This is a genomic window from Candidatus Eisenbacteria bacterium (assembly GCA_030017955.1).
Taxonomy (GTDB): domain Bacteria; phylum Eisenbacteria; class RBG-16-71-46; order JASEGR01; family JASEGR01; genus JASEGR01.
The window spans coordinates 1-12,602 of the sequence record JASEGR010000077.1 but is presented as its reverse complement, the minus strand read 5'-3'; the positions used below and the strand labels follow the sequence as shown (position 1 = coordinate 12,602).

The following is a 12,602-nucleotide window of genomic DNA, read 5'->3' as shown; positions in this document are numbered from 1 at the left end:
ATGACGTGACGTCATGCAGCAAGGACCCTTGACACCCACGGTTATGGGTGTCCCCGAATTAAGGTAGACGAGTGTCGTCTTCTGATGATGGTTTTTCCAAACCCGGAATAAGCTCTCTCAGATAGGAGAGCTCTTTTGCTTTCATGAGTTTGAGTACCACGAGCATCGTTACCCCCGCCAGAAGGAAACTCAGAAGAAGAGAAAAAATGCTTGCAAGAAGGCGCTCTCCCCCAAGGGCGCGCGAAAGAATCGACCAGGAGAACCGGGCGACGATTGCCATTGCTGCCGAAGCCAGGAGCATTCTCAGAACAGAGTGGAACAGTCCCCTGAAACCGAACCTCCCGGTCCTCCTTCTGAGACTCCTCATAAGCAGCCCCATGTTGAGAAAAGCGGTCACAGACGTGGAAAGAGCTAGTCCAATGTGCCCCAGCGGTCTCATGAGAATTAGATTCAGCGCAATATTTGTCCCGACCGTGAAGAATCCTATTGTCACAGGCACTCTTGGTGTGCCAAGTGCATAGAAAGCCGGAGCAAGGACCTTCACCGATGAATAACCGAAGAGCCCCAGTGAATAGAAAATAAGCGCATGCGCAGTTTGCGTAGTGTCGAATGGGCCGAATCTGCCGTGCTGGTAGAGAATGGACACTATGGGGGATGAAAGGGAAAGAAAGAGAAAAGTGCAAGGAATAGTGAGGAGGCCGATCAATTCCAGAGAATGAGTGATTGTCTTCTTGAACTCATCTGTTTTCCCTTCCGAAATGTGCCTTGAGATAGAAGGAAGAGTTACCGTTGCAATTGCGACTCCGAAGACTCCTATTGGGAGCTGCATGAGCCTGAATGCGTAGTTGAGCCATGAAACACTCCCCTCCCTCAGGAACGAAGCAATCTGTGTGTTCACGAGGATGTTTACTTGAGTTGCAGCAAGGCCGACAACAGCCGGCCCGGCCAGCACCAGAACACGCCTCAAGCCCGGATCGTTGAGTTCCAGCCCGGCCTTCCACCTGAAGCCTTCCTTGTAGACGAATGGTACTTGGATGAGAAACTGAGCTGCGCCTCCCACCAGAACTCCGACGGCCATCGATGTGACCGGCTCCATGCCAGCCATCGAGAAGAGAGGCGAAAGAAGGATCGCGCCGCCTATCCATCCAAGGTTGAACATGGTCGGGGACAAGGCCGGCACGAAGAACCGGTCAAGCGAGTTCAACACTCCCATCGCGAGTGCGGCCAGCGAAATGAAAAGCAGGAATGGAAACATTATTCTGGTAAGGCCGGCTGTCAGTTCCAGTTTTCCGGGAATTGATGAAAACCCCGGCGCCATGAGTTTCGTGATAAAAGGTGAAAACAGGATACCCAGCAGACAGATCAGAGAGACAATGATCGTGAGGGAATTGAAGATGGAATTCGCAAGACTGAGGGCTTCCTTCTTGCCTTTCTTCGTAAGGTGGTCGCTGAATACCGGGACAAAAGCCGAGGAAAGAGCTCCTTCGGCGAACAAGTCTCTCAGAAGGTTGGGAATCCTGAATGCTACATTGAAAGCATCGGTCGCAAAACCCGCGCCGAAGAATACAGCGACGACTTGCTCCCTGACCAGGCCAAGGACCCGGCTTGTCATCGTGGCGATGCTGACCTTGCCGGCTCTCCGGGCTACGTTCGTTCTCTGCCTGGAACCTGCGTTTTTTGGATCCATGAACTTTCGGGCAGAGTATAAGGGAAATCAGGTTAAGTCAAACGTAAACGAACGCCGGAACATTTCTGGCGGGCTCCACAAGGTCGATGAGGAGTACTGTGCAGCGGGTGGGCCTGGAGATGTCCTTGAACCGACTTTCTGAAAATTTCTGGACTCCCTTCTTGGACGAGCGAGCAGCCCCGAAGGGGACGGATTCGCGGCAGTTGACATGCTCGCTGCCGGAGAATATTCTTTCTCTCTCAAGGGAAAGGAGGGACGGAGCATGGTCAAGGTAACATACTTTGGGCATGCATGTTTTTCCATAACCGACGGAGAAAGCAGCGTCATAATAGATCCATTTCTAACCGGGAATCCTTCTGCTTCAACCTCTCCCGACAAGATAACGGCCGACGCAATTCTTCTGACCCACGGTCATGGCGATCATTTTGGAGATACTGTGGCAATTGCAAAGAGGACTGGTGCGTTCATTATTGCACCGTATGAGCTTGCCATCTACTGCGAACGCAAAGGACTCAAGAGCCATCCGATGCACATAGGCGGCTCGCGACAGTTCCCGTTCGGGAAAGTTAAGCTCACTCCTGCCTGGCACGGCTCGGCGATCATTGGGGACACGATTGAATACACCGGGAGTCCCTGCGGATTCCTGCTTACGATGAATGGAAAGACAATTTACCACAGTGGCGATACCGGTCTCTTCGGGGACATGGAGCTCATCGGAAGACTTCAGAAGATTGATCTTGCGCTCCTTCCGATTGGGGACAATTTTGTCATGGGTGTCGACGATGCGGCAGAGGCTACCAGGATGATAAAGCCCGGGAAAGTTGTTCCCATGCACTACAATACTTTCGATGTGATCAAGGCGGACCCCGAAGAGTTTAGAAAAAAGGTCAAGACGATATGTGAATGCATCATCTTGAAACCTGGAGAAAGCGTCGATGTGTGAGCGGCGTGACCCGGAGGCAGCGCTTTGGGAATAAAACCCGACAGATGGATAAAGAAAATGGCTCTTGAGAAAGCCATGATCACGCCGTTCGTTGAGAAGCAAGTGAGAAAAAACTGCATTTCGTACGGCCTCTCTTCCTATGGATACGATGTCAGAATTGCTGACGAGTTCAAGGTATTCACAAACATAAACACCACCATAGTAGATCCAAAAGATTTCGACCTGCGCTCGTTCGTAAGTTTCAAAGGAGATAGCTGCATAATTCCTCCGAACTCATTCGTCCTTGGAAGGACCGTCGAATATTTCAGGATTCCCAGAAACGTGCTCACGATCTGTCTCGGAAAGAGCACATATGCGCGCTGCGGCATAATCGTGAACGTGACTCCTTTCGAGCCGGAGTGGGAGGGCACGGCCACGCTCGAGGTTTCAAACACGACCCCTCTTCCGGCGAAAATATACGCCAACGAGGGGATTGCTCAAGTGGTTTTCTTCGAGGCTGATGAAGAATGCAGGGTTTCGTACAGAGATAAGCGAGGCAAATATCAAGCGCAAAGAAAAGTCACCCCGCCAAAGCTCTGAGCAACCCAAAATGGACTCCGGGACGGGCTCAAAGGAGCAATCCGAGTGCATCGAAATTCACTTCTCTCCAATGTGTCCGTGGACTTCAAGATGGATTAGAGAAGTCAGGGGATGGATTGAAGAGTCGAATTGTCCGGCTCCCGTGAAACAGGTAAACGCATGGAAGGAGAAAAACCCAAGGAATATCCATGTTTTTGGGGTATTCCTGGGGAACCGTGCGGCGGATTCAGCTCCGCCTAATCGCCAGGAGATTCTCGATCTGCTGGAAAGGGGCAATGTCGGAAAAAGGCAAAATCGTCGTCACGCCTCTGACACTTTCTAACTCGAATGAAGTGGTGGAGCTCTGTCTCTTCTCACATCCTGCCGACCCCGAGCCCCATTTTCAGAGTCAGGATGTGTCAAACGGGAAGAATCTCAAAGCGGAATATCTTTCCGAGGTGCTGCAGCAGGTCCCATCCTGTGGTTTCGTTGCCTACCTTAATGGAAAGGCGATAGGGTTCGTGGAGTTCTATCCCGCGGCGATCACGAGGAGTCTTGGTCTCCAGATTCCAGGAGCCGGCAAAAACTCAGTCGTCATCGGGTGCCTTCACGTATCACCCGGGTTCACGGGAATGGGGGTTGCGAGATCGCTGCTGGAGCATCTGGTAGATCATGGGAAGAAGTTGAAGTGGGACTCTATCTATACCAAGGCGTTTGTAGCCGAGGAGTTCAACTTCAAACCCGATTTTCTCTTCAAGAAATGCGGATTCAGAACCGCAAAGAAGTCCGGTAAGAGTTCTCTGTTGATGAGATACAGGCTCAAGAAGTAAGGGAGTGGTGGGTCATGCGGATAGGAAAAGTGGTCGGAGATGTTGTTTCGACAATTAAGCATAAGCATCTGGTCAACAGGAAAATCCAAATCGTTGAGCTTCTCTCCATGAGCAAAGCTCCAACTGGAAAGACTATTCTTGCGCTCGATACTGTCGACGCGGGTGCCGGCGACGTCGTTTTGTTGGTTGATGAAGGGACATCGGCAGCGCAGATCTTGAGCACAGAGAGGGGGCCAGTCCGCACCCTCATAGTCGGTGTGATTGACTCCGTGAATATCGAGAAGTAGCCCCGCATTCAAGGCCTCACCCTGAGTTGCGTGATACAACCTCCAGTTTGATGGTTTTCCAGTCCTGCCAGGCAATTTCGGAAAACTCTCCTCGCCACAAGGCATCAGAAACACCTAAAGAGTTCCATCCGTCAGTCGAATTGATAACTATAACGAGTCTTGTGCCCGGAGATTCAAACAGGCAAATACTCTGAACAGCGGCTAATGCGATTTTCCCGAAGCAGTTGCACCTTGTTCTGGTGCCAACAAGGAGAGGGATTTCGTCTGTGTGGTGCGTTTCCCCTGCCAGCAAAGAGTGTGACAGATGCAGGTCGAACTTTGAGTGCGAAATGCTCTGGTCAAAGGTACTGGGATTTGCCAAGACTGCATCCGGGAGAGAGCTTAAGACGATCGGAGACCTTGAATCCTTCAGACTGAAACCTGTTCGAAGCAACGGCGACGACCTCATTGCCGTGTACCACGAAAGCTGGAAAAAAGCAAACGGCATACATCTTCATAAATGGTGCTTTTGTCAGCCCTACGTGAGGCTCTTGAGAACAGGAGTCCCGGTTAATCCTGCATCGGTGGACAGGGTAGAGCAGTTGATTGGCCACAAAGCCTTTCCTTGGGTTGCAGCGGTCCTTGTGGCCAGCGGAATTGTGAGACTCGGTTCGACCGGGCTCGAAATAAAGACGCGGCTTTGCCTTCGATGCAACAGACGTTTCCCTGGCTTTCTTGCCGACTGCCCCTCATGCTCTCCTCCTTAGCGGTGAAGAGCCTGAGAAACGGGTCCAGACATGCTTGTTGGCGGCACTTGAGACGCGAAGTTGAGAGGCTCTCTGACGAGGACGGGTATTGACATGAAGACAAGCGAAAATCCAGAGCTGAAAGACGCGGCAGTTTCCGCTGAGGAAATCAGGCAGAGCTGTGATACCCAAACTATAATCAACTCGCTCATGCGGCTCTCACTCGAAGAGATGCCGCTTGAGGAACTCCTGGATCAGGCACTTAGAGCGATCCTCTTGATACCCTGGCTGACTCCCAATATTGGGGGCGGGATATTTCTTGCAGACGAGAGATCTGAGACCCTGGAATTGAAAGCCCAGAGGGGGCTTTCAAAAGAGGTCCAAAGCACATGCAAGCGAATCTCGTTCGGCGAATGCGTTTGCGGGCTGGCAGCGTCCACACGCAAGACGCAGTTTGTCGATCATCTCCACGATCACAATCAGAATTGCGGCCGGGAGGTCTCTCCTCACGGTCATTATTGTGTCCCAATTCTCTCCGGCAAACGAATACTCGGAGTGATGAATATCTACCTGGAAACTGGTCATTGCCAAAACGAGAAAGAAGAAGAATTCCTGAGTGTCATTGCCAATACGCTGGCTGCTGCGATAGTACATAAATGGGGCGAAGGGGAACAATCTCGTCTGCGGACGCGGCTGGGGTCACTATGGAGAATCGCCAGCATGGTTGATGCAGACCTTCAGACTTTGTGCGACCAGATTCTGAGCGAAATAGGCCCCATGACTGAGAGTCAATTCTGCTTCTTTGGATTCCTCAACAAGGACGAAACTACGTTGACAGTTAATTCTTGGTCAAGAGATGTGATGCAAGCATGCCAGGTCCAAGACAAACCGCTTGAGTTTCCAATTGCCACGGCTGGAGTCTGGGCTGATGCAGTTCGAGAGAGGAAAGTCCTCATCATCAATAACTATGATGCGCCTCGTGCCAGCAAGAAAGGGTGTCCAGAGGGACATGTTCCAATTGCAAGGTTGCTCGTAGTTCCGGTTTTCAGCGGAGATCGCATTGCTGTTGTGGCGGCTGTCGCCAACAAGGAAACCGAATACACTGAAGGGGATGCCAAGCAGCTTACTGCCTTCTTAACCAGCGTGCAGCTCATCTTGGACAGGAGGCGGGCACAAGAAGCGCTGGAAGAAGAGCAAAGACTTTTCCTGGGAGGACCGGTAATCGCGTTCAGATTCAGATGGACTCCGAAGGAAGACATGACAATCGAATATATCTCTCCAAATGTGGAACAGTACGGGTTCAAAGTGGAGGATTTTACTAGTGGCAGGATCACGTTTGCTGGTGTAGTGCATCCGGAAGACATGGAAAGAGTGAATTCGGAAATGATGGCACGTATCGAATCCGGAGCATCTTCCTATGAACAAGAATATCGAGTCATCTGCCCGGATGGCAGGATAGTTTGGGTGCATGATTTTAATATCGTTAAGAGGAACGGCGGCGGAGAGGTCACTCATTGCCAAGGATATATGCTGGATATCACGGAACGGAAGAAAGCAGAGAGCGCGCTTCAGGAGTCCCGTCAAATGTATGAAACACTTGTGAGGATGTCCCCTGACGCGGTAATTGTAGTGGAACTGCCGGGGCGCATTGGTTATGTGTCCGAGCGAGTGCTCAAACTGCACGGGTTCGAGAGCGCCGATGAAATTGTAGGAAAGCCGTTTTCAGAACTTGTTGTTCCGGGTGATCGCGAAAAAACAATGGCTCATTTCAAAGAGGTTGTGGCCAATGGATCAGCCTGCGGTTTCACGTGCGATTTTCTTAGAGCAGACGGAAGCAGTTTCACCGGCGAATTGAACTGCTCCGTCATCAACGACGCGCGTGGCAATCCGAAGGCCGTGATCGGGACCGTAAGGGATATCACCTCGCGTCTTGAAATGGAGGAACAGCTCCATCAATCTCAGAAAATGGAGGCAATCGGACAGCTGGCCGGAGGTCTTGCGCATGATTTCAACAACATGCTTACCTCCATGATAGGCCACAGCAAGCTTCTGCTCAACAGCCTGGAAGAAGACAGCCCACTGCGCAGGAATGTTGAGAAAATTGAGGCGGCGAGTGAACGGGCGGCATGGATGACCCGCCAACTCCTGGCCTATAGCAGCAAGCAGATACTTGAGCTACGGGTGCTTGAGCTGAACAGCATCGTGGCCAAGATGGAGCCGCTGTTACGGAGTGTCGTGGGGGAGAACATAGAGATTTCGACGGCCTTTGGATGTGCCGCCTGCCGGGTCAGAGTTGACGTCTCTCAATTTGAACAGATCATCATGAATCTTGCGATCAATGCCCGCGAGGCAATGCCCTTGGGCGGCAAGCTCATTATAGAAACGGCAAGCGTTTATCTCGACGAGACCTATGTCGCTCAACACCACGCGGTGAAACCAGGACAGTATTGCATGCTGGCAGTTAGTGACACCGGATGCGGGATGGATGAGGAGACTCAGTCACATATCTTCGAACCATTCTTCACTACTAGGGACAAGAGCAAAGGAGCTGGACTCGGTCTCGCCACAGTCTATGGGACTGTGAAGCAAAGCGGAGGGGACATTTGGGTCTACAGCAAACCAGGAAAGGGTACGACTTTCAAAATCTATATTCCCCAGGTCAGCGAGAAGGTCGAAGTTCGAGAGGCGGGGGAAACCGGCGCAGAGGCCCACCGCGGTTCAGAGACGATTCTCCTGGTGGAAGACGATGAAAATGTACGGGGACTGGTTTTTGAAATACTCGAGATGAACGGATACAGAGTGCTGCCGGCCTGCAATGGGGCCGAGGCGGTTCTGATTGCAGAGCAGCATGAGGGTCCAATTGATCTGATGGTTACCGACGTGGTGATGCCGGGGATGAGTGGTAAGGAACTGGCTCTGAGTCTTTCCGTTTCCCGTCACGAGATGAAGGTGCTCTACATGTCGGGTTACACTGATGACGCCATTGTTCACCACGGAGTGCTTGACCCTGGGACTGTCTTCCTGCAGAAGCCTTTTACCCCCGACCAGCTGGCGAAGAAAGTGCGCAGGGTTCTCGATGCCGGGAGACGGCAGGCACTTCAACAAGCTTGAAACCCCCCGAAGAGATTTCTTGAGATTTCGTATGCTCTCGTCGGGTGACGCTTATCGGGCAGGCATTCCGAAGCACATGTAACGGAGGATTGTTATGAAACCTCTTAGGGTAAGCATCGGGAAGAAGTTGGGCATCCTTTTCCTCGCCTTCCTGGTGCTCGCGGCCGCAAATCTTGCAGTATTCCTTGTACTTTACAGTGATTTCCGGGATCAGCGGGCCCTTGTTAATGTGGCAGACCGGCAGGGATTACTGTCCCAGCAGATTGCCTATTTCGCCTTCATGGTAAATCTCGGCCATGACGATCACCGTGCGCCTCTCCGCAGAATGGTAAGTGAGTTCGACGGGACACTCGCGGCGCTCGAACATGGCGGGAGGGTTGGGGAGTATGAACTCGGAAAGGCATATCCGTCCATGTCCGGGATCCTTCATGAAGTCAAAGGAGAGTGGAAGAACTACTGGGGCTCTGTGCTGATTGTGACCGAACTGCCACGCGAGAATCCACTTGTGGATTCTGCCCTGAGCTACATACGCGCACATTCCGATCGGATGCTTCTGCTTTCGGAAGAGCTCTCGATTCTTTTCACCCAGGATCCAAGGCACGACTGGGTTCGCATAAGAAACGCAATATTCATTCTTTTTCTTGGCCAGCTTCTGCTCTTTGGCGTTTCTGCCGCTGCAGTCCACTTGAGTATCGTGCGAAGACTTGGCGAGCTCCGGAGCATGAGCCTTAGTCTTGCCGCGGGCGATATGTCTGCCCGCGTCAAAGTGAGCCGGAGCATGCGCTCAAACGATGAAATCGGAGACCTTGCCAGGTCGTTCAATCTGATGGCAGAGAATCTCCAGGGCGCGGTTGCCAAGCCGCAGGAGGCCAAGCCGCTGAAGCCTGAAACGCCGGAGACCGAACCTCGTACGTCCGGCGCCAGCCATCACGATCTCATCCCGGGACAGCTCCGCGAATCGCAGAAGACTGCTGCAGAGATTCCCCGTGGCTCAGAGACAATCCTCCTGGCAGAAGACCCGCCAAAAAGACTTGTGTAAGGACAGCTCGTGATTTATTGTTTATTCTCACTCCTCACGGAAAAAGCGGAACTCTAACCTGTTTATCGCTTCTCTTGCTGAAGAGTCAATCGATTGGGGGGAGACCGTGCTTATTGGCGAGATGGCCTGGGTCGATGTTGAAGAATACCTGAAGAAAGACGACCGAATAATCGTTGTTATTGGAAGCTGCGAGCAGCATGGAAAGCACTTGCCTTTATCCACCGACTCAATCATACCTCTTGAGCTTGCCAAGATAGTTTCCAAGAAGACAGGAGTCCCGGTTCTCCCTCCGCTGAACTTCGGAATGTCGCTTCATCATATGGGATTTCCAGGCACCGTCAGTCTCGCGCCTCAAACGCTCTCGCAGGTATTTACTGAAATCCTCTCAGCACTATTCACTCACGGATTCAGAAGAATAATGGTCCTGAACGGCCACGGCGGGAATATCGCGCCGATGACGTCGGCGCTCTCGGTCCTCTTGAATGAGCAGAAAGAACTGAGCATCAAGGTCTTTAGCTGGTGGACTGATGACGAAGTCAAGAAACTTGAGGTAGAGTTTTTTGGAGAGGCGGATCATCACGCCTCGGCATGCGAGACGTCGGTTGTGGCTTTCCTTAGACCCGAGCTTGTGAGGCTGGACAGGGCGGCCTCGACACGAGAAGTGAAGGGGAGTTTCTATTGTTCAGGTGCTGAATTCAGAGGGAAGTATCCTTTCGGCGCGGTAGGGACCGATCCGGCCCGTGCAAGAAAGGAGTGCGGAGAGAAGGTAGTATCTGCAATTCTCGAAAAATACGTCAGAGAACTCGAGGATTGGCTGCACGAACCCCGGGTGTGAACGTTGTTGACCTTGGACTGGCGTGTGAGGTTAATATTGATGGCGGAAAGAGCGGGTGACGAGGGCATTGCGCGGCGTTACCGAAGTAGTGCCGGCCAGTGAGGCCATTCATATTGGGACTTCCGAGGAGGTAAGATGGCTCTCAGCATCACTGACGAATGCATTGGCTGCGGGGACTGTGAACCGGAGTGCCCCGTCGGAGCAATAAGCGAGGGCGGGTCGGTTTACAGCATTGACCCGGCGATTTGCGATGAATGTGCAGATTACGGCGAATCCTTTCGCTGCGTTGAGGTCTGTCCCGTTGATTGCATAATTCCCCTTGAATCGTAAGATCCTCAAGCCGTAACGCTTTGGCATGACGATGACCATCCGGAGCAAACAGGTGCCCTATGAATGAGAGTGCTTCGACTCCCCAGGAGCATATGACCGAGGAAAAGGTCAGAGAAGCTCTTTCAAGGGTTCTCGACCCGGAACTCGGAAAAGACCTCGTTTCTCTGGGCATGATCAAGGATGTCTCTGTCGACGGGAGCAAGGTCAGTTTCAGCCTCGTCCTTACTACACCTGCCTGCCCGCTTAAATCCCAGCTTGAGCAGTCTGCAAGACATGCAGTCCTGAGCTTACCAGGGGTCAAGGAAGTGATCATGAATGTCACAAGCTCAGTTGTAGGAAGAAGAATTCCAGAGGCCGAGGCGCTCCTTCCCGGCGTGAAGAATATTGTGGCCGTCGCAAGTGGAAAAGGTGGCGTAGGCAAGTCCACTGTTGCAGTGAACATTGCGGTAGCCCTGGCAGAAACCGGAGCACGCGTTGGTCTTCTTGATGCGGACATCTATGGTCCGACAATTCCGCTTCTGATGGGTGTAAACAAGCAGCCGGAAGTCCGCGATGGCAAGCTCATCCCGGTTTTCCATGACGGCATCCATCTTATGTCTCTCGGCTTTCTTCTTTCTGATTCAAGTCCTGTCATATGGAGGGGCCCCCTTGTTGCTGGAGCTGTAAAGCAGCTTCTTGGGGACGTGAGATGGGGTGAGCTTGACTATCTAATCGTTGATTTGCCGCCGGGCACCGGTGATGCGCAGCTTACTCTTGCCCAGTCTGTTCCGCTCACCGGAGTTGTGATAGTCATGACTCCTCAGGACGTTGCACTTGTGATTGCAAGCAAGGCACTGGCAATGTTCAGGAAGATGAATGTGCCTGTTCTGGGCGTTGTCGAAAACATGAGCTACTTCATATGTCCCGAGTGCGGAAAGAGAAGTGATATCTTCAATCACGGCGGAGGAATGGAAGTAAGCAAGAAACTTGGGGTGTCTTTTCTGGGAGAAGTTCCCCTGGAATCAAGTATTTGCGTTGATGGCGATGAGGGGACCCCCACAGTTTCCAGCCACCCCAACTCCCCTCAAGCAGAAGCCTTCAAGAACATCGCATGCGCCACCGCTGCCCAGATCAGCATGCTTGCTTTCCGGGTTACATAGACGTAGGAGGAGTCAAGGAACAGCCTACGAATCAGGCGAATTGCTTGTCTTTTAGCACGTTAGAGCCGCGATGACAGCAGCTTTCTCCCGCCGAATCCACGCGCGACTTGACAGGAGCCGCCTGGAAATGGTATAATTAATGTCGAATCAGTAGGATAGCCCGCTCATTCTGGGGCCGAATTTCCCCCGGAGAGATAGTCCCCCCTGGGTTTCGTCGAAGAAAGGAGTATGCCATGAAACTTGTTGTTGCTTCTATTGTTGCAGCGCTTTTGGCATTCTCGTCGTTACCTGCGTTTGCAGTTCGTGATGGCTGTTATCCGGGCGCCGGTATTGACTGCTACACCGCGAGTTTCTCTTTCATTGTCGCCCCGATTGGGATGCCGGAGTCGGCTGCCGGGCATTCCGGTTCCGGCAGTCCGTCCCAAGATCAACCGTTCCCCGTGGAATTGAGCGGGACACTCGGAATCTTAAGAAGCCCTGGATTCTTTGATCAGGAGGCCGGCAAGTGGGCCGTGAATACCGAGCTTATGTCGCTGGACATGAGCGGCTTTTCCGGAGAAGGAGACGTAATCAGGGCTATACTGGATTACTCCCGGCGTTCATTCGGGACAATCATGGAAATTGAACCTGGCACTTGTTTCCCGGCAGAAAGCTTTTTCGACATATTTTTCGAATTCCAGGTTTATAACCCTTATCAGGGACATTTCACAGTGACATCCGAGGAACCATTCATGTTCTATGCTGTGATCAACGAAGTTCCAATTGAGGTGGGGGCCCAGTTTGGGCTCAGGAATTATCCGTTTCTCTGGTGCTCATGGCTCGAGGGGATGCCGTGTGCTCAGGTGATCAGCGGCGTGCTTACTCTTACAGGCTTGATTGATTGCGAGCCGCTTCCGACAGCCCCGAGCACCTGGGGAAGAGTGAAGGCGATGTACAGGTAATAAATAGTGACAGTCACCTATTTTGATTCAGCATACTGGGAGCCGGATTCAGTTCCGGCTCCTCTTTCATAATAGCGACAGCCGCCTCTTTGTCTGCAGAAACGGGAGGCAGGAATAGGTGACTAGCCTGCTTTATGCATAAACTTACATGAACATGGTATCGAGTGCCACAAGTTA

General features: G+C 52.2%; 11 protein-coding genes and 1 pseudogene. 11 read left to right on the top strand and 1 reads right to left on the bottom strand.

The genetic code is table 11. From position 1 onward, the window contains the following. Nucleotides 1–58: 58 nt before the first annotated feature. Nucleotides 59–1,687, bottom strand: coding sequence for a murein biosynthesis integral membrane protein MurJ (gene murJ / locus QME66_10980; GenBank protein ID MDI6809487.1), 1,629 nt, complete (start codon nucleotides 1,685–1,687; stop codon nucleotides 59–61). 262 nt (nucleotides 1,688–1,949) lie between these two features. Between murJ and QME66_10975 the strand changes: the two genes are divergently transcribed. From QME66_10975 to QME66_10925, 11 genes and pseudogenes are all read left to right on the top strand, one after another. Beyond that, entirely contained in the window at nucleotides 1,950–2,630 is a 681-nt protein-coding gene (locus QME66_10975; protein MDI6809486.1) for a metal-dependent hydrolase, read from the top strand. 24 nt (nucleotides 2,631–2,654) lie between these two features. After that, nucleotides 2,655–3,209 (top strand): dCTP deaminase, encoded by a 555-nt coding sequence (gene dcd / locus QME66_10970; protein MDI6809485.1) that lies wholly within the window; start codon nucleotides 2,655–2,657, stop codon nucleotides 3,207–3,209. Nucleotides 3,210–3,397: 188 nt separating this feature from the next. Continuing rightward, entirely contained in the window at nucleotides 3,398–4,018 is a 621-nt protein-coding gene (locus QME66_10965; GenBank protein MDI6809484.1) for a GNAT family N-acetyltransferase, read from the top strand. 14 nt (nucleotides 4,019–4,032) lie between these two features. Further along, entirely contained in the window at nucleotides 4,033–4,305 is a 273-nt protein-coding gene (locus tag QME66_10960; protein MDI6809483.1) for a EutN/CcmL family microcompartment protein, read from the top strand. Between the two features lie 329 nt (nucleotides 4,306–4,634). After that, nucleotides 4,635–5,051, top strand: a complete 417-nt coding sequence (locus QME66_10955) for a hypothetical protein (GenBank protein MDI6809482.1) — start codon at nucleotides 4,635–4,637, stop codon at nucleotides 5,049–5,051. A gap of 93 nt (nucleotides 5,052–5,144) precedes the next feature. Beyond that, a complete protein-coding gene (locus QME66_10950; GenBank protein ID MDI6809481.1) occupies nucleotides 5,145–8,141 on the top strand; it encodes a GAF domain-containing protein in 2,997 nt (998 codons plus the stop codon). A 94-nt stretch (nucleotides 8,142–8,235) separates the two neighbouring features. Then, a complete protein-coding gene (locus QME66_10945; protein MDI6809480.1) occupies nucleotides 8,236–9,180 on the top strand; it encodes a HAMP domain-containing protein in 945 nt (314 codons plus the stop codon). Between the two features lie 106 nt (nucleotides 9,181–9,286). After that, the gene (locus QME66_10940) at nucleotides 9,287–10,015 is read left to right on the top strand and encodes a creatininase family protein (protein ID MDI6809479.1); all 729 of its coding nucleotides are present in this window, start codon (nucleotides 9,287–9,289) and stop codon (nucleotides 10,013–10,015) included. Nucleotides 10,016–10,150: 135 nt separating this feature from the next. Continuing rightward, nucleotides 10,151–10,330, top strand: a pseudogene (locus tag QME66_10935) (4Fe-4S binding protein). 74 nt (nucleotides 10,331–10,404) lie between these two features. Further along, entirely contained in the window at nucleotides 10,405–11,484 is a 1,080-nt protein-coding gene (locus tag QME66_10930) for an Mrp/NBP35 family ATP-binding protein (GenBank protein MDI6809478.1), read from the top strand. A 233-nt stretch (nucleotides 11,485–11,717) separates the two neighbouring features. Next, nucleotides 11,718–12,425: a hypothetical protein gene (locus QME66_10925; GenBank protein ID MDI6809477.1), complete on the top strand. Its 708-nt coding sequence runs from the start codon at nucleotides 11,718–11,720 to the stop codon at nucleotides 12,423–12,425. The last annotated feature ends 177 nt before the right edge of the window (nucleotides 12,426–12,602 follow it).

Bases quoted from the DNA above. Each gene is read 5' to 3' on its own strand.
- murJ (MDI6809487.1), bottom strand. From the start codon at position 1,687: ATGGATCCAAAAAACGCAGGTTCCAGGCAGAGAACGAACGTAGCCCGG.
- QME66_10975 (MDI6809486.1), top strand. From the start codon at position 1,950: ATGGTCAAGGTAACATACTTTGGGCATGCATGTTTTTCCATAACCGAC.
- QME66_10965 (MDI6809484.1), top strand. From the start codon at position 3,398: ATGTTTTTGGGGTATTCCTGGGGAACCGTGCGGCGGATTCAGCTCCGC.
- QME66_10960 (MDI6809483.1), top strand. From the start codon at position 4,033: ATGCGGATAGGAAAAGTGGTCGGAGATGTTGTTTCGACAATTAAGCAT.
- QME66_10955 (MDI6809482.1), top strand. From the start codon at position 4,635: ATGCTCTGGTCAAAGGTACTGGGATTTGCCAAGACTGCATCCGGGAGA.
- QME66_10950 (MDI6809481.1), top strand. From the start codon at position 5,145: ATGAAGACAAGCGAAAATCCAGAGCTGAAAGACGCGGCAGTTTCCGCT.
- QME66_10945 (MDI6809480.1), top strand. From the start codon at position 8,236: ATGAAACCTCTTAGGGTAAGCATCGGGAAGAAGTTGGGCATCCTTTTC.
- QME66_10930 (MDI6809478.1), top strand. From the start codon at position 10,405: ATGAATGAGAGTGCTTCGACTCCCCAGGAGCATATGACCGAGGAAAAG.
- QME66_10925 (MDI6809477.1), top strand. From the start codon at position 11,718: ATGAAACTTGTTGTTGCTTCTATTGTTGCAGCGCTTTTGGCATTCTCG.